Origin of the sequence: Massilia antarctica, assembly GCF_015689335.1 — a bacterium.
Taxonomy (GTDB): domain Bacteria; phylum Pseudomonadota; class Gammaproteobacteria; order Burkholderiales; family Burkholderiaceae_D; genus Telluria_A; species Telluria_A antarctica.
Window position 1 is genome coordinate 2,957,257 of sequence record NZ_CP065053.1, and the last position, 23,944, is coordinate 2,981,200.

Below are 23,944 nucleotides of genomic sequence, written 5' to 3' on the forward strand. Positions count from 1 at the left end.
ACCACATGAATCCATCAACTGACAGCGCGCTGCCGGACACCACTTCTTATCTGGACCACCTGCACCATCTTGGCCTGTCGCCCGAGATCAGCGGCGTGTGGCTCAAGGTCGGCCGCACCGACCGCGTGCAGGGCTGGAAGCTGCACGTGTCCGGCGTTCCGGCCGAAGCGCACGCCCTGCTCGACACGATCGTTCCCGTCTTGCGGGCGCGCCAGGTGCCCTTCAAGATCGCCAGGGACGCCACCATCCTGGGACTGCTCAACGAAGGCAACCTGGGCGCCACCCAGGTCGGAAAATTCTGCACCATCTACCCCGCCAGCGATCGTGATGCCGGTGCGCTGGCCACGCAGCTGGTGCAGGCGACGCAGGGCTTCAACGGCCCCGTGATCACGTCGGACATGGCCCTCGGCAATCTGGTGTATGCGCGCTACGGCGGCTTCAATACCATCGTCGAGCGCGACCTGCTTGGCCAGCACCACCTGTACATCAGGGGCGCCGACGGCGAATTGATCGCCGACGCCTACACCCAGCCCTTCGTGCCGCCATCGTTTGCCGCCTGCCCGTTCGCCATCCCGGCCGCGCCGGCGCCGGCCGATGCCCGTCCACCGGGCGGCCCGGCCACGTTCGGGCCCGGCTATGTGCTGGTCGACGTCATCAAGCATCACGCCAAAGGCAATGTGTACCTCGCCATTCTGGCGCGCTCGCAGGACAGCGTGGCCGGGCGCGTGATCAAGGAAGGGCGCAAGCACTGCCTGTCCGACATCCACGGGCGCGACATCCGGGTGCGCCTGCAACGCCAGGGCGCGATCCACGCGCAGCTCGATGGCATGGTGCCGCTGCCCGCGTGCGACCCGTACTTCGAGGTCGACGGCAACGGCTATCTGCCGATGGCCTTCCTGCCCGGCGCCGATCTTGAAACGGTGGTGCAGGCAAACCTGAAACGCGGACCGTGGAGCGCCGCCGGCCGCGAGGACAAGCTGCGCCTGCTCGACGCCTTGCGCCAGCTGGTCGACGCCGTGCAAGCGCTGCACTGCGCCGGCTTCGTGCACCGCGACCTGAGCGTGTCGAATGTCTGGCTCGGGGACGACGGCAAAACGTATCTGCTGGACCTGGAGATCGCCCAGCATGTGGGCGACTGCGGTCCGGTGTTCGGCAAGGGCACGCCGGGCTTCATGGCGCCGGAACAGGAAGCCGGCGCCGCGCCCACGTTCGCGCAGGATATCCACGCGACGGCGGCGCTGATCCTGTTCGCGCTGACCGGCCTCGATCCGCGCCGCACCTTGTTCGCGCGCGCCGATTCGCGCGTGAGCAATGTGCGCCACCTGGCCGCGACGGTGCCCGACGAATTGCTGGCCGTGGTGCTGGCCGGCCTTGACGACGATCCGCTGGCGCGGCCTGCGCTGGCCGCGATCGGGCAGCAGCTGGCCGCGTACGATGCCAGCCTGCGCGCCGCCGGCACGCCCGATGGCGGCATGGCGCGCCAGCCGCACGACTTCGCCGCCTGCGCGCTGGGCGCGGGCCTCGGCCTGCTGCGCCATGCCTTCCGCGACCCGCAATCGGGGCTGTGGCTGTCGGCCGGCTTGTCCAATTCCGGGGGCGGCCAGGAGCAAGCCTCCTCGTACGAACTACGGCGCGGCGCCAACCGCGGCGTGGCCGGCGTGGTGTACGCGCTGGCGCGCCTTGCCCGGGCCGGCGTCGCCGTCGACGGCGCAGCCAACGCGGTGGACAAGGCCGTGGCCTGGCTGCTGGCGGACACGATCACGCCCGACCGCGGCATGCCCGGCCTGCATTTCGGCGACGCCGGCGTGGCCGTCGGCATCGCCGAGGCGGTGCGGGCCGGACTGGTCGCGCCAACGCAACGGATCAACGAGGCGATCGCGCGCGTGTTCGAGGCGCCCATCACCTGGCCCGACGTCACCCATGGCGCGGCGGGGCAGGGCATGGCCGCCCTCATGTGCGCGCACAGCTTGGGCACGGACACCCCGCTGGCCATGGCGCAGCGCTGCGCGCGCTATCTGGTCGAGCACCAGGCGGCGGATGGCTCCTGGGTCATGCCCGAGGGCGTGCCCGGCATGTCGGGCGAAACCCTGAGCGGCTTTGCGCACGGCGTGGCGGGCATGGTGTTCTTCCTCCTCGAGCATGGCGAGCGCTGCGGCGACGACACCAGCCGCGCGGCCGCCCAACGCGGTCTGCGCTGGCTCGAACGGCATGCGCTACCGGTCGACGGCGCGCAGGCCGTCCAGTGGCGCTACAGCGACCGCCAGGGCGCGCTCTGGAACTGGTGGTGCCACGGCGCGCCCGGCATTGCGCTGACCTTCCTGCGCGCTTACCGGCTCACCGGCGACCCGGCCGCGGCCCTGTTTGCGCGCCGCGCGCTCGACACCATCGACCCCGCCCTGCGCGCGCCCAACCTCACCATTTGCCATGGACTGAGCGGCCTGGGCGAAATCTTGCTGGAAGGGGCGCACGGGCTCGGCGATCCGGCCTACCGCGACAAGGCGGCCGCGCTGGCCGATACCATCCTGCACCTCGGGCACCGCTGCGCCGACGGTAGCCTGATCTGGCTGTCGGAAGACCCGGTGGCGCCGACCGCCGACCTGATGGTCGGCATGGGCGGCCTCGCGCACTTCCTGGCGCGCCTCAGTAGCGGCGGCCAAGGGATGAGTTTTCCCTTGCTGCCGTAGCCACCACCCAAGCCGGCGTTGGCGCATCGACGCCGGCTTGCGTCCATCCGGCGCGCGCCAGACTCGCCTTTCGGCCGCCTGTTCCCCCGAATCGACCGCCCATCGCCCGCCGCTGGAGCCTGGTCCGCCCCCCGTCCAGAATACGGTCAGAACGCCGCGCCCGCGGCTGCCCTTAAAGTAGAAAAATAGTTCTAGACAAAATTATCTAGATATTTTATTCTACGTTGGCCCTATGACGGAGAGACCATGCACGCAGGAAGCCCCCCATGAACGACATGCTCGCCGTCATCGTGCCCAGCCTGGGCTGGGCGTTGCTCGATTTTGTCTGGCAGGGTTTGCTGATCGGCTGCCTCGCCGCCATCGTGCTGGGATTGTTGCGCGGTGCGCGTCCCCAGCTGCGCTACGGCGTCGGCTGCGCCGCGCTGCTGCTGTGCGCCGCCTTGCCGCTGGCCGGGACGGTGCAGCGCGTGCTCGACGCGCAGGCGCTCACCACCATGCTGCCGCTGGCCGCCGGCGGCATGCCGCGGCTCCCCGGCGGCGCGCCTGTCCTGGCGGTGCAGGTGGCCTCGTGGGAGCCGGTGCTGCGCCAGCGCCTGCCCCTGCTGATGTTTTTCTGGAGCTGCGGCGCCGGCCTGCTGGCGCTGCGCCTGCTGCTCGGCCTGGCCTGGGTGAGGCGGCGCAGCCAGCGCGGCCAGTACACGCACGACGCCGCCTGGCAGGCGCGGGTGGATCGGCTGGCGCTGCGCTTCGGCGTGGCGCGCCAGGTCGCGCTGGGGTTGGTGGACGACCTTCCCGGCCCGGTCACGGCCGGCTGGTGGCGCCCGGTGATCCTGGTGCCGGCCGCGCTCCTGACCGGCATGCCGCCCGAGCTGCTCGAAGCGCTGCTGGCGCACGAAATGGCGCATATCCGGCGCTGCGATTACCTGGTCAACCTGATTCAAAGCGCGATCGAAATCGTCCTGTTCTATCACCCGGCGGTGTGGTGGTTGTCGCACCGGGTGCGGATCGAACGCGAACAGATCGCAGATGATTTAGCTGCAAGCATGCTCGGCGAACCGCGGCGTCTGGCGCTTGCATTATCCGAACTGGACCGGTTCCAGTTCTCCACACCTCAACTCGCCCATGGGGCTCACGGAGGAAATCTTATGTCCCGCATCAAACGCCTGGTCCGCCCGGATACCGAACCGCTTAACTGGAAGATGGCGCTGCCGATTCTCGGCCTGTCGGCCGCCTGCGCCGCCTTCTACGCCAATGCGCAGACCGCGCCTGTACCGCTGGCCCATGCCGCGCGCGCCGATCATGCGCCGGCGGTCCCCCCGGCGCCGCCCGCCGCCCCCGCTGCGAAGGCGGTTCCGGCCGCTCCCGCCGCTCCCGCCGCACCGATGGCAACGTCGGCAGCACCGATGCCACCGCTGCCAGCGATGCCACCGCTGCCGCCGCGTCCTCCGGTGAGCATCACCAAAGGCGCCGGCGAGATGTCGTACGCGCTGGTGCAGGGAGCGGAACGCAAGGGCATGCTCAGTGGCGACAGCCACGATTTCGACGACATCGACGCCGCCAAGCACAAGGTCAAGGGCGATTTCCTGTGGTTCCGCCAGGACGGCAAGGCGTACGTGGTGCAGGACCCGGCGCTGATCGCCAGAGTGAACGAAGCCTATGCGCCGCTCAAGCGCCTCGGCGAGCAGATGGATGTCTACGGCAAGGAGATGGACAAGCACGCCAAAGTGGTCGAACAGCTGGGCCGCGACATGGAGCGCACCGCCAACGCGAATCGCCCCGACGATGCCCAAACGCAGCGCATTGCCGGCCTGATCGGGGAGCTGGCGGCGCAGCAGGGTGGCTTGCAGCGCGACATCGTGCTGCTTGAACGCCAGATCGACGATACAAGCGGCGCCACCCGCGCGCAGTTGTCGGGCAAGCGCGACCAGCTCAACGCCAGGCTGGGCGACATTGAACGCCAGCTCGACCAGCAGCAAGCGCAGCTGGAGCGCCAGCACGGCAGGATCGAGACGGCGCGCGTTCCGATGGACGCCATCGGCAAGCAGATGAAGGAAGCCGGCAAACCGATGGACGCGCTGGGCAAGCGCATGAATGTACTGGGCCGCGAAATGGACCAGCAAGGCAAGGCGGCCCAGCGCGTGATGCGCGAGGTGCTGCGCGACGCCGTCGCCAGGGGCCTGGCGCGGCCCGTGCCCGGGGACCGCGCGGGCTGAGGCGGCTGGCAGCGCGCCGGGCCAGGCCGCACTGCGCCAGTTCGCCAGGCGCGGCACTGCGGTGCCCGGCAGGCGTGCTTCAACACGATGCCACCTGGTCCTGACGCAGGTTTTACCATGCCGACGACAACCGTTCAGCACCTTGATTATCCTAATAATGCGTGTCGAAGGATAAGGTGATCGTTACGATGGGTTCAGGAAAAAGCGGACACCGGAGGCACAGCCGGCTCTGGCGCGCAATGCGCCAGGGCGGCTGGCTGATTATCTGGGCTGCTCAAGTCGATAGGTCGTGAACATACAGGGATACGAGGCTACTCAATGACCAGAGGCGTATGGAAGATGCTTGCCGGTGTAGCGACCAGTGGTAGTGGTTGGCTAGGTTATCATGTAAATCAGGGGCATATAAACTGGGGAGGAAGCCACCGGTACGACCGCGAATATTTCCTGGGGCCGGTACATAACTTTGGTTCGGCCGAGGAATTTTTTGACGCACTGCGGACCCAGCCGAATGGCCGTTTCCCCATGACCCGGATTGACGGGATATTCTCTGAAGGAAGTACGATTGGGCTACGCGTTGCAAATGAAAAGACGAATTTCGTGCGCGTCGAGAATATAACGGACTGCTCCATGTTGCTTGCTACCACGCCGGAGCACAGGTTTAAAGGAACGGCCGAGCACTCAGTCCGCGCGAAGGACGGCAATCTGCTGTATCGCATCAAAGGCAAAGGGCCGAAAGAAGGAGGAGAGCATGTCGGGCTGCAGATTGCCAATGTGGCCTTTGCCGATACGGTTTGGCCGATGCTGTTGCCCCGGACGCCGACTGCGGAGGAAGTCGACTATAACCGTAGTATCGTCTAGATCGCGCCCTCGGTCGGATCAGCAGGGCACTGCTGAACGTGGCGACGCTTCGCCGCAGAGCGGCGGGGGCGTCGGCTATGGCAAAACATCGTTCACAACGCCCCACTCTTGGCTGATAAGCTGCAATCATGTTCAGGCGGTGAGGGTTTGCACGACGGCTGCAATGGCCGGCATCGTGACACCCGCTGCGCTTGTTAACTTAATTACATGTCGATTGTGCAATGGTTTAGAATCAAGGCCTCCGGTCCCGCACCGGGAGCGTTACCACCATCGACTCACTGTTAAGGAAAACATGAACAAAGCTCTACGCGTTGGTTTTGCGGCGATTGCCGTGCTGTGCGCCGCCCACTCGCACGCCGCCTCGGTCGACATCAAGGGAAGCTGGGAGATCGACATGGCTCCCATGCTCGAACAGGCCAAGAAAAATAACGCCCCGGCCGAACAGGTGGCGCAGCTCGAACGCCGCTTCCAGGGCAGCCAGATGGTGATCGACGCCAAAACGATCACCTTGTCGCTGGCCGACAGCGCCGCCAAGCCGATGACCTATCAGTACAAGCTTGCCAAGCCCGCCAAGACCGCCCCGAACAAGGCCAACTGCGTCAGCCTGAGCATCGACGCCTTGCCCGCCCCGCTGGACTACTGCATCAACGATGGCGCCCTGTCCGTCATTGACCCCACCAGCGTGCTGGTATCGGTCTATCGCCGCAAACCGGCAATGAATTAAAAGTAAGGAAGCCCGCGACACGGGCTTGACCTTTGTGATTACGCGTGTAATCATTCGCCATCGATTACACGTGTAATTAATAAGGAGAGTGGCGCATGGAACAACCAATGGGCGCGATCAGCGACGCCGAGTCGAAGGTCATGGAAGTGCTGTGGCGGGCCAACTGCGCGATGCCGGCCGACGACATCGTGGCCGCGCTCGTGAGCGGTCATCAGTGGCAGGAAGCGACGATCAAGTCGCTGCTCAACCGGCTGCTCAACAAGGGCGCGGTCAGCGCGCAGAAGGAGGGGCGCCGCTATCTGTACACGGCGGTGCTCAAGCGCGAGCACTGGCTCACCAGCGAAAGCACCGGCCTGCTCGATCGCCTGTTCGGCGGGCGCATCGCGCCGCTGGTGGCCCATTTCGGCCAGCACCGTAAGCTGAGCAAGACCGATATCGCCGATCTCAAACGCCTGATCGGAGAGCTCGACGATGATCAATAGCCTGCCCCACCTGCTGCTGCGCCTGACCGTCTCGGGCAGCGTGGCCATCGCCATCGTGCTGCTGGCGCGCCGCCCGCTACGCCAGCACATCGATGCCGGCCTGGCTTACCAGGCCTGGCTGATCGTCCCGCTGGCCATGGTCGCCGCCGCCTTGCAGCCGCTGTTTGCCGCCCCGGTCAAGACGCTGGTGCTGCGCCCTGTGTTGCAGGCATTCGGGCCGGCCGGCGCGCTGGCGGCCACCAGCGCCGCCGCTCAGGGTTCGACCGGCTGGCTGCTGCCGGTCTGGGCCTGCGGCGCGCTGGCCACCCTGGCCCTGTTCTGCCTGAGCCACCACGTCTTCGTGCGCAGCCTGGGAGCGCTGAGCGTGCGCGGCGGCGTCGCCTACGCCGCCCATGCCGGCGCCGGCCCGGCCTTGCTCGGCTTGTGGCGCCAACGGATTGTGGTGCCGCGCGATTTCGACCAGCGCTACAGCGCCGCCGAGCAAGCCCTGATCATCGCCCACGAGCAGGTCCATGCGCAGCGCGCCGACGCCGTTGCGAACATCTTGCTGGCGCTGATCCAATGCGCCTTCTGGTTCAACCCCCTCGTGCACCTGGCCGCGTCGCGTTTTCGCTTCGACCAGGAACTGGCCTGCGATTCGGTCGTGATGCGGCGCCATCCATCCCAGCGCCGCACCTATGCCGGCGCCATGCTGAAAACCCAGGCCGGTGTGAGCCTCACGCCGTCCGTCTGCCACTGGCAATCCTGCCACCCACTCAAGGAGCGCATCATGCATCTGCAACAAACCTCATCCACCCCTTCGCGCCGCCTGGCTGGCCGCCTGCTGGTGACCGCGCTGGCCGCCGTCACCGCCTTCGGCGCCCTGGCCGCACGCGCCCAGACCACGCCCGATTACGCGGTAGCCATGACCTTGCGCATGGATGGCGACCCTGCGCCGAAGGAGATGCGCATCCGCACGCCGGGGGACTTTTCGGTGCGCTCGTCGGCACGCTCGGGTGAAGTCGACAGCAGTTGGGATGGCGCTTTCTCGATTACCGCGGTCGGCAGCGACCAGGTGTCCATCCGCAGCAAAATCAGCCGGAACGGCAAGCTGGTGAGCGAACCGGGCATCCTGATGCGCCTGGGCGCGAGCGGCGCGATGAAGATTGCCGGCGCCGACGGCCAGGGTGGCATGGCAGTCGAGTTGACTGTCACGCGCGAGGGGGAGAGCGTACCCGGCGCCTGACCAGGGCCGTTCGCCAGCGAACACGCCGCCGCCCGGCGGCGTCGCGCCGGTATAATCACGGGATGCAAAATCTCCTCCATAACCTCAATCCCGAACAACTCGCCGCCGTCACCCTGCCAGCGCAGAGCGCCCTGATCCTGGCGGGCGCCGGCTCCGGCAAAACGCGCGTGCTGACGACCCGCATCGCCTGGCTGATCCAGACCGGCCAGGTGTCGCCGTCCGGGATCATGGCGGTGACGTTTACCAACAAGGCGGCGAAGGAAATGCTGACCCGCCTGTCGGCCATGCTGCCGGTAAGCACGCGCGGCATGTGGATCGGCACCTTCCACGGCCTGTGCAACCGCTTCCTGCGCACCCATTACCGCGATTGCGCGCTGCCGCAAACCTTCCAGATTCTCGATTCCCAGGATCAGCTGTCGATGATCAAGCGTTTGCTGAAAGCGAACAATATCGATGACGAGAAGTATCCGCCCAAGAATCTGATGTATTTCATCAACAACGCCAAGGACCAGGGCTTGCGCGCCAACCGGGTCGAGGCGCACGACCCGATCGAACGCAAGATGGTCGAGTTGTACGAACTGTACGACAACCAGTGCCAGCGCGAAGGCGTGGTCGACTTCGCCGAATTGCTGCTGCGCGCCTACGAACTGCTAGAACGCAACCAGCCGCTGCGCGAGCATTACCAGGCCCGCTTCAAGCATATCCTGGTCGACGAGTTCCAGGATACCAATGACTTGCAATACAACTTGCTCAAGCTGCTGGCGGGGCATGGCCAGCAGGTGGCCGGCGCCCTGTTCGCCGTGGGCGACGACGACCAGAGCATTTACGCCTTCCGCGGCGCCAATGTCGGCAATATGAGCGCCTTCGAGCGCGAATTCCGGGTCGAGAACCTGATCAAGCTGGAGCAGAACTACCGCTCTCACGGCCACATCCTCGACAGCGCCAACCACCTGATCGCCAACAACAGCAAGCGCCTGGGCAAGAACCTGCGCACCGATGCCGGCCACGGCGAGCCGGTGCGCATCTACGAAGCCTCGTCCGACCTGGAAGAGGCGCAGTGGATCATCGAAGAAGCCAAGAGCCTGATGGCTGAAGGTGCGCTGCGCCGCGAGATCGCGATCCTGTACCGCTCCAATGCGCAATCGCGCGTGATCGAGCATGCCCTGTTCGCGGCCGGCCTGCCGTACACCGTCTACGGCGGCCAGCGCTACTTCCAGCGCGCCGAGGTCAAGCACGCCATCGCCTACCTGCAGCTGATGGACAATCCGCATAACGATTCGGCGTTTTTGCGCGTGGTGAATTTCCCCACGCGCGGCATCGGCATGCGTTCGATCGAAGCGCTGCAGGCGGCCGCCGAGCAGTACGGCATTTCGCTGTACGCGGCGGTGCCTTACGTGGCGGGCAAGTCCGGTTCCTCGCTGAACAGCTTCGTGAAACTGGTCGAAGGGGCCCGCTTCGAGACACAGCAACTGGCGCTGCCCGAAACGGTGCGCCTGGTGCTCGAAGCGAGCGGCCTGCTGCAGCACTACCAGAACGAAAAAGAAGGCGCCGACCGCATCGAGAACCTGGAACAGATGGTCAATGCGGCCACCCAGTTCGTCCAGGAAGAAGGCTTCGGCCAGGGCGCCCCGGCCTACATGGGACCGAAGGCGCAGGCCAGCGCGGGCGAGCTGATTCTCGATGGCGACGGCACCGAGATCATCGACGCCGACATCCCGCTCAACACCATCATGTCGCCGCTGTCGGCGTTTCTGTCGCACGCCTCGCTCGAAGCGGGCGACGCCCAGGCCCAGGCTGGGCAGGATGCGCTGCAACTGATGACGGTGCACTCGGCCAAGGGACTCGAATTCGACGCCGTGTTCATCACCGGACTGGAAGAAGGCTTGTTCCCGCACGAGAGCAGCTCGCGCGAGATGGATGGCGTCGATGAAGAACGGCGCCTGATGTACGTGGCCATCACGCGCGCGCGCAAGCGCCTGTACATGAGCTTCACGCAAACGCGCATGCTGCACGGCCAGACCCGCTACAACATGAAATCGCGCTTCTTCGACGAGCTGCCGGAAGACGCGCTCAAGTGGATTTCGCCGCGCGTGCAGTCGCACTGGTTCGGGAACAAAAAATCGGCCTGGGATGACGCCAAGTTCAGCAGCGGCGGTTCGGACAACAAGATCGCCCAGCAGATCGCGCAGAAAGCGGCCAGCGGCGGGCCCGGATGGCGCATCGGCGAATCGGTGGAACACGCCAAGTTCGGCGAAGGGGTGATTGTCAATATCGAAGGCGGCGGCAGCAATGCGCGCGCCCAGATCAATTTCGGCAAGGCCGGCATGAAAGTGCTCGACCTGTCGGTCGCCAAGCTCGAAAGAGTGGCGCGATAAATTGATGGCGGGCGGGCTAGCGCCCGTCCGCTGGCCTGGCTACCTGAGCGCCGCGTCGGTCGGCAGCAGCGACGGGTCGCCGAAGATTTGCCGGTAGCTGCAAAAAATCGCGCACTGCAGCAGCAGCACGAACTGCAGCATCAGCCAGATGACGGCAATCCGTCCGCCCTGGCTGTCGCCGAGCAGCAGCATGACCGCGATCGCGCTGCCGAAAAACATGGCGCTCCACGCCAGCAGCATCACCATGAATGGACGGATCGCCCCGATGATGCCGAAGACGCTGTAAAAGGTCGCCTTGCCCGGTGACATCTGCTGCCAGTAAGTCAGCGCCGGCGCAAAGCACAGCGCCAGCAGCGCCAGGCTTTGCAACAAGCCCGTCAGCAGCACCGCCTGCATGTCGGCCGTGCTGATTTTCAGGTTGGCGCGCTCGGCCAGCGGCATGCTCATCTGCTTGATGAATTCGGGCGACACCATCAGCGCCAGCAGCACGCCGAGCAGGATCGACAAGGCCAGGTAAATCAGGCCCAGCTTGCACAGGCGGCGCAAGGCCGGCTGGCGCATTCCCGTCAGCAGCACGGCGGGGGTGACCGGCTGGTCTTGCGCGATCAGCTTGCAGGCTTGCAGGATCGCCACGCTGAACGAGGGCACCAGCACCATCGTGATCATTTGCCCGAGCAGGGGAATCGCGCTCAAGGCCAGGCTGAACAGCAGGGTGGCGAACAGCAGCATCGTGAGGATCGCCGGCTGCTTGCGGAACAGGATGAAGCCCTGCTTGATCCAGAGCCATCCGGTGATGGCGGGAAGGCGGCTCATGCGAACAATTCCGGGGCCGGGGTAGCGATGCGCTCGCGCAGGATGCGTTCGAAATGGGTCGGATCGTGCGGGGTCAGTATTTCGGCTTCGCGCGGCAGGTAGAGGTCGTACAGGCGCGAGAGCCAGAAGCGCAGCGCGGCGGCGCGCAGCATGGGCTGCCAGGCAGCCTGCTCGTCGGCCGTGTACGGACGCAGCGCGTGGTAGGCGTCGAGCAGGGCGCGCACGCGGGCACTATCGAGCACGCCGGTATCGAGGTCGATGCACCAATCGTTGACGGTGACGGCCACGTCGAACAGCCAGGTGTCGCAGCCGGCGAAATAGAAATCGAAAAAGCCGGTCAGGCGCTCGCCGACGAACATCACATTATTGCGGAACAGGTCAGCGTGGACCGGTCCGCGCGCGAGCCGGTGGTAATGATCGCATGCCGCGAAGGCGCTCTGGAAATGCATTTCGGCGCGCAGCAGGTGGGCATTGCGCTCGTCGAGGAAAGGCAATACCAGCGGCGTGGTCTCGTTCCACCAGTCCAGGCCGCGCAGATTCGGCTGCTGAAGTGGAAAGTCGCGCGCGGCCAGATGCATCTTCGCGAGCATCGCGCCGACGGCGGCGCAATGGACCGGCTGCGGCGCCATTTGCGACGCGCCTTCGAGTTTGCTGACGATGGCGGCCGGCTTGCCGTGCAGCGGCACCACCAGCTCGCCCGACTCGTCCGGCACCGGGGCCGGCACCAGCACGCCGCGCTCGGCCAGATGGCGCATCAGCTGCAGATAAAACGGCAACTGCGCGAAACTGAGGTTCTCGAAAATGGTCAGCACGTACTCGCCGCGCGCCGTATCGATGAAGAAATTGCTGTTTTCGATGCCGGAACTGATCCCTTTGATGGCGATGGCATTTCCTAATGGAAATTTCTTCAACAACAAGGTGAGGTCATCCAGGCTGACCGCGGTAAAAACTGCCATGTGCAAGCGAAGGGTAAGGTGAGTCGGTCGATATCGGAACGCGCGCGCAAGGGGATGCGCGCGGGCGGATGGGGCGGTTTACTTGGCTGGAGCGGGCGGTGGGGGCACCGGTGCCGTCTCTTTGTCGGCGGCGGCCTCGCTGGCGGCTTTCTTCTTCTTGTTCAGGTCGAATTCCCCGACCGTCCATTGCGGCGCGCGCAGGGTCGAGCCGCTGGCGTCGCCGCTCGAACTGCCGCCGGCGGGATTGCTGCCCTTCATCGTATAGCTGCTCTTGCCGGTTTTGACCTTGACTTCCGTGGTGCGGCCGCCCTCGCGTTTTTCGGTGATCTTCGGCTCGTTCGCGCGCGGCGCGGGGGCTGCGGGAGTGACAGGCGCCAAGTTGCTGTCGTCGAGGCGTTCGAGCTTGGGCGGGGCGTCGCTCGGCTTGGATTGCTGGGCGCCGGCCAGGTTCGCGTGGGCCAGCAGGCACAGAGCCAGGATACGGAAGAGAGAAGAAGTGCGCAGCATGATAGGGTCGCCTTATGATCGTGTGAACCATTGTAACAAACCCCCGCCCTGCCTGTGAAAACACATCGTCCAAGCCATCGCGATTCCTACCGCCCGCCTCCACCTCCTACAACCGGGGTCAGACCTCTGATTAGCAACAAATGCCTCTGAACATTGCAAAACCGAGCAAAACCCAGGAAAGCACGTGGTTTTGCAAGGAATCGGCGCCAAAAGTTTCCCAAGCGGGGTCAGACCTCGGTTGGGAAACGCAAAAATTGCTAATCAGAGGTCAGACCCCGGTTAGGAAACGCAAAAATTGCTAATCAGAGGTCAGACCCCGGTTAGGGGAGAGATTTACAGGCGCTTCGCGCTTCGGGCCAGCCGCGCTTTCTGCGATAATGACCGGTACGCTGCCGCGCCCGCTCCTGTCCCGGCTCAACCTCATTTTTGGCACTATGCAAAATACCCTGCTGTTAGTCGACGGTTCCAGTTATCTGTACCGTGCTTTTCACGCCCTGCCTGACCTGCGCAGCCCGGACGGCCATCCCACCGGCGCCATGCACGGCATGGTCAATATGCTGCGCCGCCTGCGCCAGGATTATCCGGCCGCTTACATCGCTTGCGTGTTCGATGCCAAGGGCAAGACTTTTCGCGACGATATGTATCCGAAGTACAAGGCCACGCGCGCGTCCATGCCGGACGACCTGCGCCTGCAAATCGAGCCGATCCACGAGGTGGTGCGCCACATGGGCTGGCCGATCCTGATGGTCGACGGGGTCGAGGCCGACGATGTCATCGGCACCCTGTCGGTCCTGGCATCGAGCCTGGGCATGAACACCGTCGTCTCCACCGGCGACAAGGACCTGGCGCAGCTGGTCAACGACAAGGTCACCCTGATTAACACGATGAGCAACGAGAAGCTCGACGAAGCCGGCGTGCTGGCCAAGTTCGGCGTGCCGCCCAACCGCATCATCGATTACCTCACGCTCATCGGCGATACGGTCGACAATATCCCCGGCGTGGCCAAGTGCGGCCCCAAGACCGCCCTCAAGTGGCTGGCGCTGCACGACAGCCTCGATGGCGTGATCGCCAACGCGGCATCCATCGGCGGCGCGGTCGGCGAGAACCTGCGCCAGGCGCTCCCCTGGCTGCCGCAGGGCCGCGCCCTGATCACCGTCAAGACCGATTGCGACCTGGCCGCGCACATGGCGTCGATCGCCGACACCCTGGTGGCGCAGCCGGAAAACAAGGAAGCCCTGAAAGCCTTCTTCGAGCGTTACGGCTTCAAGACCTTGCTGCGCGAAGTGGTCCAGCGCGACGACGAGGGCGCCCCGCGCGCGCTGCTCAATTCTCCCGAGGGCGACCTGTTCCCCGGCGCGGTGGTGCCGGTCATGCGCGGCGAATACGAAACCGTGGTCACCGAGGCCGACCTGGAACGCTGGCTGGCGCTGGTCGATGCCGCCGAACTGACCTCGGTCGATACCGAAACCACCTCGCTCGACCCGATGACGGCGCAGATGGTCGGCATTTCGCTGTCGGTCGAAGCGGGCAAGGGCGCCTATATCCCGCTGGCGCACCGCTACGCGGGCGTGCCCGAACAATTGAACCGCGAGGCGGTCCTGGCGCGCATGAAGGGCTGGCTGGAAGATGCGTCCAAGCCGAAGCTGGGCCAGAACCTCAAGTACGACAGCCACATTTTCGCCAACCACGGCGTGACCCTGCGCGGGATCGTGCACGATACCCTGCTCGAATCCTATGTGTTCGAGTCGCACAAGCCGCACGACATGGACAGCATGGCCTTGCGCCACCTGGGCTACACCACGATTCCCTTCACCGAGGTATGCGGCAAGGGCGCCGGCCAGATCTGCTTCGACCAGGTGGACCTTGAGCGCGCGACCGAATACGCGGCCGAGGATTCCGACATCACCCTGCGCCTGCACCAGGCCATGAAGGGCCATGTCGAGAGCGACGACAAGCTCCATTTCATCTACCGCCAGATCGAGCTGCCTACTTCCGTGGTGCTGCACAAGATCGAGCGCAACGGGGTGCTGATCGATGCCGAACTGTTGAACGTGCAGTCGGGCGAACTCGGTGCGCGCATCATGGAGCTCGAACAGAAGGCGTACGAGCTGGCCGGCGGTCCGTTCAATCTCGGTTCGCCCAAGCAGATCGGCGAGATTTTCTTCGGCAAGCTGCAGCTGCCGGTCATCAAGAAGACGCCGAGCGGCGCGCCCTCGACCGACGAGGAAGTGCTGCAAAAGCTGGCCGAGGATTTCCCGCTGCCGAAAATCCTGCTCGAATACCGCGGCATGTCCAAGCTCAAGTCGACCTACACCGACAAGCTGCCCAAGATGGTCAACCGCGACACCGGCCGCGTGCACACCAACTACGCGCAGGCGGTGGCGGTGACGGGGCGCCTGTCGTCGAACGAGCCGAATCTGCAGAACATCCCGATCCGCACCGCCGAAGGACGCCGCATCCGCGAAGCCTTCATCGCCGGTCCAGGCAACGTGATCGTGTCGGCCGACTATTCGCAGATCGAGCTGCGCATCATGGCCCATATTTCGGAAGACGCGGCCATGCTGCGCGCTTTTGCCGAGGGCGAGGATATCCACCGCGCCACCGCCGCCGAAATCTTCGGCGTGCCTCCGGCCGAGGTGCAGGGCGAGCAGCGCCGCTATGCGAAGGTCATCAACTTCGGCCTGATCTACGGCATGAGCGCCTTCGGGCTGGCCTCCAACCTGGGCATCGAACGCGCGGCGGCGCAAAATTATATCGACAAGTACTTCGCGCGCTTTTCCGGCGTGCGCCAGTACATGGAAGACACGCGCATGCAGGCCAAGGCGCGCGGCTATGTCGAAACCGTGTTCGGACGGCGCCTGTGGCTGCCGGAGATTAATTCGCCGAACGGGCCGCGCCGCCAGGGCGCGGAACGGGCCGCGATCAACGCGCCGATGCAGGGCACGGCGGCCGATCTGATCAAGCTGGCCATGATTGCGGTGCAGGACTGGCTGGAGGCCGACAAGCTGGCCACGCGTATGATCATGCAGGTGCACGATGAACTCGTGCTCGAAGTGCCGCAGGCGGAACTGGAGCTGGTCAAGACCCGGCTGCCGCAATTGATGGCGGGTGTGGCGGCCCTGAAGGTGCCCTTGCTGGCCGAGGTGGGTATTGGCAAAAACTGGGACGAAGCACACTAATAATTTATATAAATACCTACTGAAAGAGGGAACGATGAAGAGCACATTTATCCGCCTTGGCGCGGCAAGCACCGTATTGGCCGCCCTGGCGCTGACTGCCTGCGGCGGCGGTGGCGGCAGCCCCGGCATCAACCGCACTAACGGCACCACCGGCAACGGTAGCGGCACGCCGCCGGCGCTGGGCGGCACTTCCGGCACCCTGAGCGTGTCGCTGACCGATGCGCCGGCCTGCGGTTTCGATGCCGTCAACGTCAGCGTCAGCAAGGTGCGCGTGCACCAGAGCGCCAGCGCGGCCGATGCCGACAGCGGCTGGTCCGAGGTGGTGCTGGCCCCGGCGCGCAAGATCAATCTGCTCAATCTGACCAACGGCGTGCTCGAGCCGCTCGGCACGACCCCGGTGCCGTCCGGCCACTACAGCCAGGTGCGCCTGGTGCTCGACCCGAATACCGGCGCCGGCATGGCCAACACCGTCATCCCAACCGCCACCAAGACCGAGACGACCCTGGAAACCCCGGCCGCGATCCAGTCGGGCATTCAGATCGCCAGCAATTTCGACGTCGTGGCCGGCCAGACCTATGGCCTGGTGCTCGACTTCGACGCCTGCCGCTCGGTCGTCACCAAGGCGGCTGGCGGCTATCTGCTCGCGCCCGTGGTGAACGTCGTGCCGAGCACGGCCAACGGCATCACCGGTTTTGTCAGCACCGTCTTCGCGCGCGATGGCGTGGTGGTGAGCGCCCAGCAGAACGGCAACGTGATCGGCAGCACCGTCGCCGATCCGGCCACCGGCGCGTTTGCGCTCAGCCGCCTGGCCCCGGGCGCCTACGATATCGTCTTCGTCGGCGCGGGCCGCGGGGCGGCCGTGATCGGCTCCGTGCCGGTCGCGAGCACCACCGGCACCACGGCGGTCAGCACGGCGGCCGCGCCAATCAACCTGCCGGTCAGCCTGACGCGCACCATCAGCGGCACGGTCACCCTGTCGCCAGTGTCGGCCACGGTCAAGCCGTATGTCAAAGTGCTGCAGACAATTGCCGCGGGCAAGACCGTGGTGATCCAGGGGCGCGATGCCGGCGCCGGCGGCGCGTACTCGGTCAGCGCACTGCCGGTCGCCGCGCCGCAGTACGCCAGTTACGGTGCTTCCCTGCCGCTGACCTTCGGCCCGGTCGTCCCGGTCCAGGGCGTGGGCGGTTACCGCGTCGATGCGCTCGCTACCGGTTATGTTTTCAAGACGGTGTCCGTGGTCGATGTGGCAGCCGGCGACAAGGCTGATGTCAACCTGCAACTGACGCAGTAAGGGGTTTGCCACCCTGCCGGCGGCGCGTCCTGGACGCGCCGCCGGCAGGGTGCACCGAACCGGGCGGCTGGCGGCCCGGAGCGGTACAATGCCGGGCTTGCGATACTCGCAAGTGTCGTTCAAGAGGCTTCAAAATCGATTCGACCCTCATTTCCATCCTGCTGGCAACCACCATCGGGGGTGTACTCAGCATTTCCGCCGCTGCCGTGTTTTCGTTCGCCTTGCTCTCGAAAATGGTCGAGCGCATGGTCAGCCTGTCGGTCGGGATCATGCTGTCGACCTCGCTCCTGCATGCCTTGCCGGAAGCGTTCGAGTCGGGCGCCGACGTGCGCAGCCTGTTCGCCACCTTACTGGGCGGATTGCTTGCATTTTTCATGCTGGAAAAATTCGCCATCCTGCGCCATTCGCACCATCACGAAGGCGACGGTCATCACCATGCCCACGGACACGACAAGCGCGAGGCCGGCAAGGCCGGCTGGATGATCCTGGTGGGCGATGGCATGCACAATTTCACCGACGGCATCCTGATCGCCGCGGCCTTCCTGGCCAATCCGGAACTGGGCATCGTCACCGGGCTGGCCATCATCGCCCATGAAATCCCGCAGGAAATCGGCGACTTCATCGTCTTGCTCAACGCCGGCTTTTCGCGCACCCGCGCCTATCTGTTCAACCTGCTGTGCAGCCTGATGGCCGTGGCCGGCGGTTTGCTCGGTTATTTCACCCTGGACCGCGCCAGCGGTCTGATTCCGTATGTGCTGGTGTTCGCCTCCTCGGGCTTCCTGTACATTGCCGTCAGCGATTTAATGCCGCAGATGCAACGCCGCGCCACGGTGCGCGAATCCGTGCCGCAAGTGTTGCTGATCGGCGTGGGCGTGCTGATGGTGTTGTTTCTCACGCGCGGACACTGAAGGTCGGAGCGGCAATGCTTGCCATTATGCGCTTGCGTCGCGCGCTTGCGTCCCACGCTTGCGTCCCACGCTTGCCGCCGGCAATTGAAATAATGTCGGCCCGGCTATCTAATTTCCCTCTGTTATACACCAGGCGCGGTAATGCGCCTGCCTTTAGTCCCGGTCAAGTCCGCGCTATTGCCCGGCTCGCCAGCGTCTTTTATGCTGAAGGTTGAAGTAGCAAGCCGGTGAAGCGAGACCACCTTCTTAGCCTCGCAGCCAGTTTGGGAGGATATATGGCTGAAATCGTCCTGTTTGAACACGCTAATTATCACGGCGCTCATAAACATTTGTTCGCTTCTGAAACGAATCTGAATGCCCCCGACGATAATTTTTTCAACGATAAAGTTTCTTCGTTCGTCGTGCTGTCGGGCCGCTGGCAGTTCTACCGCGATAGCAATTTCCAGGGACCGGGGTCGCAGGTATTCGGGCCGGGCCGTTATAACTGGGTCGAAGCGGTGAATGTGCCGAACGATTCCATTTCGTCGGTCCGCTTGCTGTAAGCGGGGTAGCCGACAGGGCGGCATGCGCCCCGGCGTGACAGGAACGGTGCGTGCCGCCTGTAACCGGGCAAAGAGGATATATGGCTGAAGTCGTGCTATCTGAACATAGCAATTTCCGGGGCCGCGAGAAGCATCTGTATGGTTCGGAGCCGAATTTGAGTGCGCCGGACAAGCATTTTTTCAATGACAGGGTATCGTCGTTCGTGGTGGTATCGGGACGCTGGAAGGTTTACCGCGACAGCAATTATCGCGGACCGGCCTCGTGTGTGTTCGGACCTGGCCGCTATACCTGGGTCGAAGCGGCGGGTATCCCGAATGATTCCATCTCGTCCGTGCGACTGATGGCGGCCTGACCGGGCCGCGATCCATGGCCAGCGCAATGTTCGGCACTTGCATGCGTTTGTCATCAAGCTGTCACAAAAATATGCGAGGCTGGGCGCATCACAAAAACAAAAAAGGAGAAGATGACCATGCTCAGCAACGTAGTGAATCACCTCAACACCTATCGCGCCGCCCGGATCACGCATCGATCGCCGTACCGGGCCGAAATGGCCGACCTTCCCGCCACCTTGTATCCCTTCTGGAAGCGCACGGCGCAGCACGAATTCAAAGGCATCCCCCAGGATGCCTTTTTTTTCGCCCGCGCCGCCGAAGGCTTGATGGCGTTTTTCGACTGCGTGCGCGACAGCGGCATGCCGTGCGGCTTGCCGTCGATGGCGGCCGATTCGGTGTGGCACGCCTGGATGCGCCTCTCGCCCACCGGCCTGAATGCGTTTTGCCGCAAGCATTTCGGAACAGTCATCCCGCACGTGGAAGCGATCGACATGAAGGACGGCCTGCAGCGCGCGCTGGCCGTGTGCCTGGTGCGTGCGCGCAGGATCGAGCGCATGCCGGTGGCCGGGCCTAACTTGCCGCGCCTGTTCGCCTTGGACCGCATGCTGGCCATGCCGGGCGGTTGCGGCTACCTGCTGTTCAACGGCCAGGTGGCCTCGCTGGCGCTCGATCCGCGCGGGCGCGCGATCGGCGTGCCGGCGTATGTCCAGAGCCTGTCGCCGGAACTGTTGCTGGTTGCGGGCCTGATCAGCGATGACGAGTACCGCCGCCACGCGCGCACGACCGGCGCGAGGGGAGGGCGCGGCAGCAGCGGCAGCGGCGACAGCGAGGGGGGCTGCGGCACCGGTGCTGACATGGGCGCTGACGTGGGCGCAAGCGACGGCGGGGGCGACGCCGGCTGCGGTGGGGGCTGCGGCGGGGGCGGCGACTGATCCGCGCGGCGCCGGCGATCCGGGTGTCGCCAGCCGGGAAGGGCGCCGCGCCGCTGGGTTACGTCCCGGTGGCTACCGGGCGTGCCGGATCGGCGCACCATTCGCTCCACGAACCCGGATACAGCGCGGCGCCGGGCAGCCCGGCCACTTCCAGCGCCAGCAGGTTGTGGCAGGCGGTCACGCCCGATCCGCACTGCATGATGGCGTCCTGCGGCTTACCCACCAGCGGCGCCAGTTCGGCCTTGAGCTGGGCCGCATCCTTGAAGCGCCCGTCCGGCTCCAGGTTATCCTTGAAGAAGTGGTTTTTCGCGCCCGGAATATGGCCGCCGACCGGATCGATGGTCTCGTTCTCGCCGCGGAAGCGGTCGGCCGCGCGCGCGTCGATCACTACCCGCTTGCCGCCCTTGATGTTATCGAGGACGTCGGCCGCCGAGACGGTCGTCACCAGCGGCGCGCGTTCGGTGATGGTGCCGCTGCGTGGCGATTGCGGGGCCGTCGACAGCGCCAGTCCGGCCGCCTGCCATGCAGCCAGGCCGCCGTCGAGCACCGCCACCGCCGGATGGCCGACCCAACGCAGCATCCACCACAGGCGCGCCGCGAACATGCCGCCGTGGGCGTCGTAGGCCACGACCTGGCTGTCGTCGTCGATGCCCCAGCTGCGCAGGGTCTCGACCAGGTCGGCGCGCACCGGCAGCGGATGGCGCCCTCGGAAAACGCCGTCGGCGCCGCGCTTGGCGCCGGACAGCTCGGTTTCGATATCGGCGAACAGGGCGTGCGGCAGATGGCCGGCGGCGTAGGCCTCGCGCCCGGCGGCCAGGTTCATCAGGTCATGGCGGCAGTCGACGATGACCCACGATGGGTTGTCGATATGGCCGGCCAGGTCGGCTGCGGAGATCAGTGTCGTGTACATGGGCGTCCTTAAAGTTCGCTTGCGATGGGATCGGTCTTGCTGACGGCGGTGCCGCGCGGCGTGCTTTGGGTATTGTAAAACGTCGCGGCGATGCCCGACACAAGAATCACCGCCATGCCGAGCCAAACGTACCAGCTGAAGCGGTCACCCCACAACAGCATGCCCCACAGGCTGGAAAAGACGATGCCGGTGTACTGCAGGTTGGCCACCACCAGCACCTTGCCGATGCGGTAGGCGCGCGTCATGGCGATCTGCGCGAACAAGGCGGACACGCCAATGGCCAGCAGCAGGCCGGCGCTGTACAAGGTATGCGCCGTGAATAACGGCACGCCGGCGCCGCGCCCCTCCAGCAGGGTGCCGGCCAGGCCGGCGCTGGCGGTCATCGCCGAAAAATAAAACACCACGCGGAACTCCGGTTCGCCCAGCTGGCCCAGGCGCCGCACCTGCATGTAGGCCATCGCCGAGAGCACGCTCGAGAGCAAGCCGACGGCGCCGCCCAGCCACTGGTTGGCGGCGATGGCCGGCTGCAGCACCAGGGTGACGCCGACGAAGCTCATGATCACGGCCACGATCAGCGGCCACTCGACGTGGTCCTTGGCGTGCCACCAGCCGGCGCAGAACAGGAAGGCGGCGATCCAGATCGGCGCCATGTAATTGAGGGTGACGGCGGTAGCCAGCGGCAGTTTGCCGATCGCGAAAAACCACATCCACAGCGACACCACGCCCACGAAACTGCGCCACAGGTGATCCTTGACGAACACGGTGCGCAGGGTCAGTCCCTGGTGCTTGACCATGATGAGCAGCATGACGGTGCCGACCAGGCCCCGGTACATGACGATTTCGGACGTCGAATACACGCTTGACGCCAGTTTCACGGCCGCGCCCATGGCGGCGAAGGCGAAGCTGGCAAATAACATCCACAGTGACGCCATGGTTTCCCTAATTGTGTTCAGTCGCCGGTGCCGGCGGCGGCGCGTTTTTCAGTCACGGTATTGTAGAAAGTGGCGGCGATGCTGGAAGCGAGGATCAGCGCCATGCCGAACCAGACATGCCAGTCGAAGACATCGTGCCAGATCAGGATGCCCCAGAGGCTGGAAAACACGATGCCGGTGTACTGCAGGTTGGCCACCACCAGCACCTTGCCGGTGCGCCAGGCGCGCGTGAGCGCCATCTGGGCGAACACGCCGGAGGCGCCGATGAACAGCAGCAGGGCGGCGCCGCGCGCCGAGTGCGCATGCCAGGCGGCGCTGTCGGGCGAGCCGCCCGGCAGCAGGCTGCCGGCCAGGCCGGCTGCGATGTTCACCGCCAAAAAATAAAACACCACCCGGTATTCCGGTTCGCCGGCGCGGCTCAGGCGCCGCACCATGGTGTAGGCGATGGCGGCCAGCATGCCGGACACCAGCGCCATGAGCGCGCCGAACCACTGCTGCGCCTCGAAGGCCGGGCGCAGGGCCAGGATCACGCCGCCGAAACTGACGCCGATGGCCAGCAGCAGGGGCGGGGCGACGCGCTCCTTGCCCCGCCACCAGGCGAAGCCCATCAGCGCCACCGCGGTCCAGATGGGCGACATGTAATTGAGGGTGACGGCGGTGGCCAGCGGCAGCTTGGTGGCCGCGTAAAACCACATCCACAGCGACACCACGCCGATGGCGCCGCGCCACAGATGCCCGCCCAGATGTTCGGTGCGCAGCCTGCCGCCCTGGTGGCGTATGAAAAAATACAGGAGGATGATGCCGACCAGGCCGCGGTAGAACACGATTTCGGCCACCGAATACTCGCTCGAGGCCAGCTTCACGGCCGCGCCCATGAGCGAGAACAGGAAGCTCGCCAGCAGGATCCAGAGCGCGGCCATCGGTCGGCGTCTACAGCGCCAGGCTGCTGCGGTACCACTCGTGGAAATGCTGCATGCCGTCTTCCATCGGTGACTGGTACGGTCCCACCTCGCTGACGCCGCGCGCCATCAGGATGCGGCGGCCGGCGTCCATGCGCATGGCGATTTCATCGTCTTCGACGCAGGTTTCCATGTAGGCGGCGCGCTCGGCCTCGATGAAGTCGCGCTCGAACAGCACGATTTCTTCGGGATAGTAGAACTCGACCACGTTGCGCGTCTTTTGCGGGCCGTCCGGCCACAGGGTCGAGACGATCAGCACGTGCGGATACCATTCGACCATGATGTTCGGGTACAAGGTGAACCAGATCGCGCCCTTATCGGGCGGCACGCCGCCGCGGAACTTGAGCACCTGCTCCTGCCAGCGCTGGTAGATGGGCGAACCGGCCTTGCCCAGGCCGCGGTTCACGCCGACCGTCTGCACGCTGTAATCGCGCCCGAATTCCCAGCTCAGGTCGTCGCAGCTGACAAAGCCGCCCAGCCCCGCGTGGAACGGCTCGACGTGGTAATCCTCCAGGTAGACTTCGATGAAAGTCTTCCAGTTGTAATTACAGGTCTGCACCTCGACATGGTCGAACATATAGCCCGAAAAATCGAAATCCCCGGTCACCGACAGGCCCGCCAGTTTTTCCATGACGTTGTAGCCGTTCTGCTCGAACAGCAAGCCATTCCACTCCTGGAGCGGCGTCTTGGACAGGTTCAGGCACGGCGTTTCCGGGAAGTGCGGCGCACCGATCAGCTCACCCTTGAGGTCGTAGGTCCAGCGGTGCAGCGGACAGACGATATTGTTCGCATTGCCGCGTCCGTTGAACATCAGGGCCTGGCGGTGGCGGCACACATTCGACAGGACCTCGATCCCGTTTGCGTTGCGCACCAGCATGCGGCCCTCATTCTCGGAAGCGAGCGTGGCAAAGTCTCCCGTTTCGGGCACCATCAGCGTATGGCCGACATAGCGCGGGCCATGCTGGAACAATTGCTGCATTTCGCGCTGTAACAGCGCTTCATCAAAGTAAGCATCTACCGGAAGCTGCGCGCATGAGCGCGCCAGCTTGGCGTGGGTAGCCAGATCGGACATCCCAACCCCCCTTTTATATGTGCATCAGCCAAAGAAGAGAAAGAATCCA

Annotated in this window: 20 protein-coding genes; 13 read left to right on the top strand and 7 right to left on the bottom strand. The window is 65.0% G+C overall.

What is annotated here, in order from left to right:
* The first annotated feature begins 5 nt into the window (after positions 1-5).
* The 7 genes from IV454_RS13375 (at position 6) to IV454_RS13405 (ending at position 10,561) form a co-directional block, all read left to right on the top strand.
* On the top strand, positions 6-2,684 hold the full coding sequence (locus IV454_RS13375; protein ID WP_206091839.1) for a class III lanthionine synthetase LanKC N-terminal domain-containing protein: 2,679 nt from the start codon (positions 6-8) through the stop codon (positions 2,682-2,684).
* A gap of 266 nt (positions 2,685-2,950) precedes the next feature.
* Entirely contained in the window at positions 2,951-4,897 is a 1,947-nt protein-coding gene (locus tag IV454_RS13380; RefSeq protein WP_206091840.1) for a M56 family metallopeptidase, read from the top strand.
* 318 nt (positions 4,898-5,215) lie between these two features.
* The gene (locus IV454_RS13385; protein WP_206091841.1) at positions 5,216-5,755 is read left to right on the top strand and encodes a hypothetical protein; all 540 of its coding nucleotides are present in this window, start codon (positions 5,216-5,218) and stop codon (positions 5,753-5,755) included.
* 292 nt (positions 5,756-6,047) lie between these two features.
* Positions 6,048-6,479 carry a hypothetical protein gene (locus tag IV454_RS13390; RefSeq protein ID WP_206091842.1) on the top strand — a complete coding sequence of 144 codons (432 nt, stop codon included), beginning with the start codon at positions 6,048-6,050 and terminating at the stop codon, positions 6,477-6,479.
* 95 nt (positions 6,480-6,574) lie between these two features.
* Entirely contained in the window at positions 6,575-6,961 is a 387-nt protein-coding gene (locus tag IV454_RS13395) for a BlaI/MecI/CopY family transcriptional regulator (RefSeq protein ID WP_082692393.1), read from the top strand.
* Positions 6,951-8,186, top strand: coding sequence for a M56 family metallopeptidase (locus IV454_RS13400; RefSeq protein ID WP_206091843.1), 1,236 nt, complete (start codon positions 6,951-6,953; stop codon positions 8,184-8,186). The genes IV454_RS13395 and IV454_RS13400 overlap by 11 nt, the downstream gene beginning before the upstream one ends.
* A 62-nt stretch (positions 8,187-8,248) precedes the next feature.
* Complete coding sequence (locus IV454_RS13405) at positions 8,249-10,561, top strand: UvrD-helicase domain-containing protein (RefSeq protein ID WP_054266356.1); 2,313 nt, start codon at positions 8,249-8,251, stop codon at positions 10,559-10,561.
* A gap of 39 nt (positions 10,562-10,600) precedes the next feature.
* On the opposite strand, the gene IV454_RS13410 is transcribed toward IV454_RS13405, so the two are convergent.
* The 3 genes from IV454_RS13410 to IV454_RS13420 all read right to left on the bottom strand — a co-directional run bounded on the left by IV454_RS13410 (position 10,601) and on the right by IV454_RS13420 (position 12,837).
* Positions 10,601-11,374 carry a BPSS1780 family membrane protein gene (locus tag IV454_RS13410; RefSeq protein WP_206091844.1) on the bottom strand — a complete coding sequence of 258 codons (774 nt, stop codon included), beginning with the start codon at positions 11,372-11,374 and terminating at the stop codon, positions 10,601-10,603.
* The gene (locus IV454_RS13415) at positions 11,371-12,330 is read right to left on the bottom strand and encodes a homoserine kinase (protein WP_206091845.1); all 960 of its coding nucleotides are present in this window, start codon (positions 12,328-12,330) and stop codon (positions 11,371-11,373) included. The genes IV454_RS13410 and IV454_RS13415 overlap by 4 nt, the downstream gene beginning before the upstream one ends.
* A 78-nt stretch (positions 12,331-12,408) precedes the next feature.
* Positions 12,409-12,837 carry a hypothetical protein gene (locus IV454_RS13420; RefSeq protein ID WP_054266359.1) on the bottom strand — a complete coding sequence of 143 codons (429 nt, stop codon included), beginning with the start codon at positions 12,835-12,837 and terminating at the stop codon, positions 12,409-12,411.
* Between the two features lie 434 nt (positions 12,838-13,271).
* Between IV454_RS13420 and polA the strand changes: the two genes are divergently transcribed.
* The 6 genes from polA (at position 13,272) to IV454_RS13450 (ending at position 20,022) form a co-directional block, all read left to right on the top strand.
* A complete protein-coding gene (gene polA / locus IV454_RS13425; protein WP_206091846.1) occupies positions 13,272-16,016 on the top strand; it encodes a DNA polymerase I in 2,745 nt (914 codons plus the stop codon).
* A gap of 34 nt (positions 16,017-16,050) precedes the next feature.
* On the top strand, positions 16,051-17,307 hold the full coding sequence (locus tag IV454_RS13430) for a DUF4382 domain-containing protein (RefSeq protein WP_206091847.1): 1,257 nt from the start codon (positions 16,051-16,053) through the stop codon (positions 17,305-17,307).
* Between the two features lie 158 nt (positions 17,308-17,465).
* Complete coding sequence (locus IV454_RS13435; protein WP_181002797.1) at positions 17,466-18,215, top strand: ZIP family metal transporter; 750 nt, start codon at positions 17,466-17,468, stop codon at positions 18,213-18,215.
* A 275-nt stretch (positions 18,216-18,490) separates the two neighbouring features.
* Positions 18,491-18,757 (top strand): beta/gamma crystallin-related protein, encoded by a 267-nt coding sequence (locus tag IV454_RS13440; RefSeq protein WP_082692394.1) that lies wholly within the window; start codon positions 18,491-18,493, stop codon positions 18,755-18,757.
* An 80-nt stretch (positions 18,758-18,837) separates the two neighbouring features.
* The gene (locus IV454_RS13445) at positions 18,838-19,110 is read left to right on the top strand and encodes a beta/gamma crystallin-related protein (RefSeq protein ID WP_206091848.1); all 273 of its coding nucleotides are present in this window, start codon (positions 18,838-18,840) and stop codon (positions 19,108-19,110) included.
* 117 nt (positions 19,111-19,227) lie between these two features.
* On the top strand, positions 19,228-20,022 hold the full coding sequence (locus IV454_RS13450; RefSeq protein ID WP_206091849.1) for a UCP032817 domain-containing protein: 795 nt from the start codon (positions 19,228-19,230) through the stop codon (positions 20,020-20,022).
* 58 nt (positions 20,023-20,080) lie between these two features.
* On the opposite strand, the gene IV454_RS13455 is transcribed toward IV454_RS13450, so the two are convergent.
* Genes IV454_RS13455 through IV454_RS13470 form a run of 4 tightly spaced genes read right to left on the bottom strand, consistent with a single transcriptional unit; the run spans position 20,081 to position 23,895 of the window.
* Positions 20,081-20,932 (bottom strand): sulfurtransferase, encoded by an 852-nt coding sequence (locus IV454_RS13455; RefSeq protein ID WP_206091850.1) that lies wholly within the window; start codon positions 20,930-20,932, stop codon positions 20,081-20,083.
* Positions 20,933-20,940: 8 nt separating this feature from the next.
* Complete coding sequence (locus IV454_RS13460) at positions 20,941-21,864, bottom strand: DMT family transporter (RefSeq protein ID WP_206091851.1); 924 nt, start codon at positions 21,862-21,864, stop codon at positions 20,941-20,943.
* Between the two features lie 17 nt (positions 21,865-21,881).
* On the bottom strand, positions 21,882-22,784 hold the full coding sequence (locus IV454_RS13465; RefSeq protein ID WP_206091852.1) for a DMT family transporter: 903 nt from the start codon (positions 22,782-22,784) through the stop codon (positions 21,882-21,884).
* Between the two features lie 10 nt (positions 22,785-22,794).
* Positions 22,795-23,895 (bottom strand): aromatic ring-hydroxylating oxygenase subunit alpha, encoded by a 1,101-nt coding sequence (locus IV454_RS13470; RefSeq protein ID WP_206091853.1) that lies wholly within the window; start codon positions 23,893-23,895, stop codon positions 22,795-22,797.
* Positions 23,896-23,944: the final 49 nt, after the last annotated feature.

Bases quoted from the DNA above. Each gene is read 5' to 3' on its own strand.
- IV454_RS13375 (WP_206091839.1), top strand. From the start codon at position 6: ATGAATCCATCAACTGACAGCGCGCTGCCGGACACCACTTCTTATCTG.
- IV454_RS13380 (WP_206091840.1), top strand. From the start codon at position 2,951: ATGAACGACATGCTCGCCGTCATCGTGCCCAGCCTGGGCTGGGCGTTG.
- IV454_RS13385 (WP_206091841.1), top strand. From the start codon at position 5,216: ATGACCAGAGGCGTATGGAAGATGCTTGCCGGTGTAGCGACCAGTGGT.
- IV454_RS13390 (WP_206091842.1), top strand. From the start codon at position 6,048: ATGAACAAAGCTCTACGCGTTGGTTTTGCGGCGATTGCCGTGCTGTGC.
- IV454_RS13395 (WP_082692393.1), top strand. From the start codon at position 6,575: ATGGAACAACCAATGGGCGCGATCAGCGACGCCGAGTCGAAGGTCATG.
- IV454_RS13400 (WP_206091843.1), top strand. From the start codon at position 6,951: ATGATCAATAGCCTGCCCCACCTGCTGCTGCGCCTGACCGTCTCGGGC.
- IV454_RS13405 (WP_054266356.1), top strand. From the start codon at position 8,249: ATGCAAAATCTCCTCCATAACCTCAATCCCGAACAACTCGCCGCCGTC.
- IV454_RS13410 (WP_206091844.1), bottom strand. From the start codon at position 11,374: ATGAGCCGCCTTCCCGCCATCACCGGATGGCTCTGGATCAAGCAGGGC.
- IV454_RS13415 (WP_206091845.1), bottom strand. From the start codon at position 12,330: ATGGCAGTTTTTACCGCGGTCAGCCTGGATGACCTCACCTTGTTGTTG.
- IV454_RS13420 (WP_054266359.1), bottom strand. From the start codon at position 12,837: ATGCTGCGCACTTCTTCTCTCTTCCGTATCCTGGCTCTGTGCCTGCTG.
- polA (WP_206091846.1), top strand. From the start codon at position 13,272: ATGCAAAATACCCTGCTGTTAGTCGACGGTTCCAGTTATCTGTACCGT.
- IV454_RS13430 (WP_206091847.1), top strand. From the start codon at position 16,051: ATGAAGAGCACATTTATCCGCCTTGGCGCGGCAAGCACCGTATTGGCC.
- IV454_RS13440 (WP_082692394.1), top strand. From the start codon at position 18,491: ATGGCTGAAATCGTCCTGTTTGAACACGCTAATTATCACGGCGCTCAT.
- IV454_RS13445 (WP_206091848.1), top strand. From the start codon at position 18,838: ATGGCTGAAGTCGTGCTATCTGAACATAGCAATTTCCGGGGCCGCGAG.
- IV454_RS13450 (WP_206091849.1), top strand. From the start codon at position 19,228: ATGCTCAGCAACGTAGTGAATCACCTCAACACCTATCGCGCCGCCCGG.
- IV454_RS13455 (WP_206091850.1), bottom strand. From the start codon at position 20,932: ATGTACACGACACTGATCTCCGCAGCCGACCTGGCCGGCCATATCGAC.
- IV454_RS13460 (WP_206091851.1), bottom strand. From the start codon at position 21,864: ATGGCGTCACTGTGGATGTTATTTGCCAGCTTCGCCTTCGCCGCCATG.
- IV454_RS13465 (WP_206091852.1), bottom strand. From the start codon at position 22,784: ATGGCCGCGCTCTGGATCCTGCTGGCGAGCTTCCTGTTCTCGCTCATG.
- IV454_RS13470 (WP_206091853.1), bottom strand. From the start codon at position 23,895: ATGTCCGATCTGGCTACCCACGCCAAGCTGGCGCGCTCATGCGCGCAG.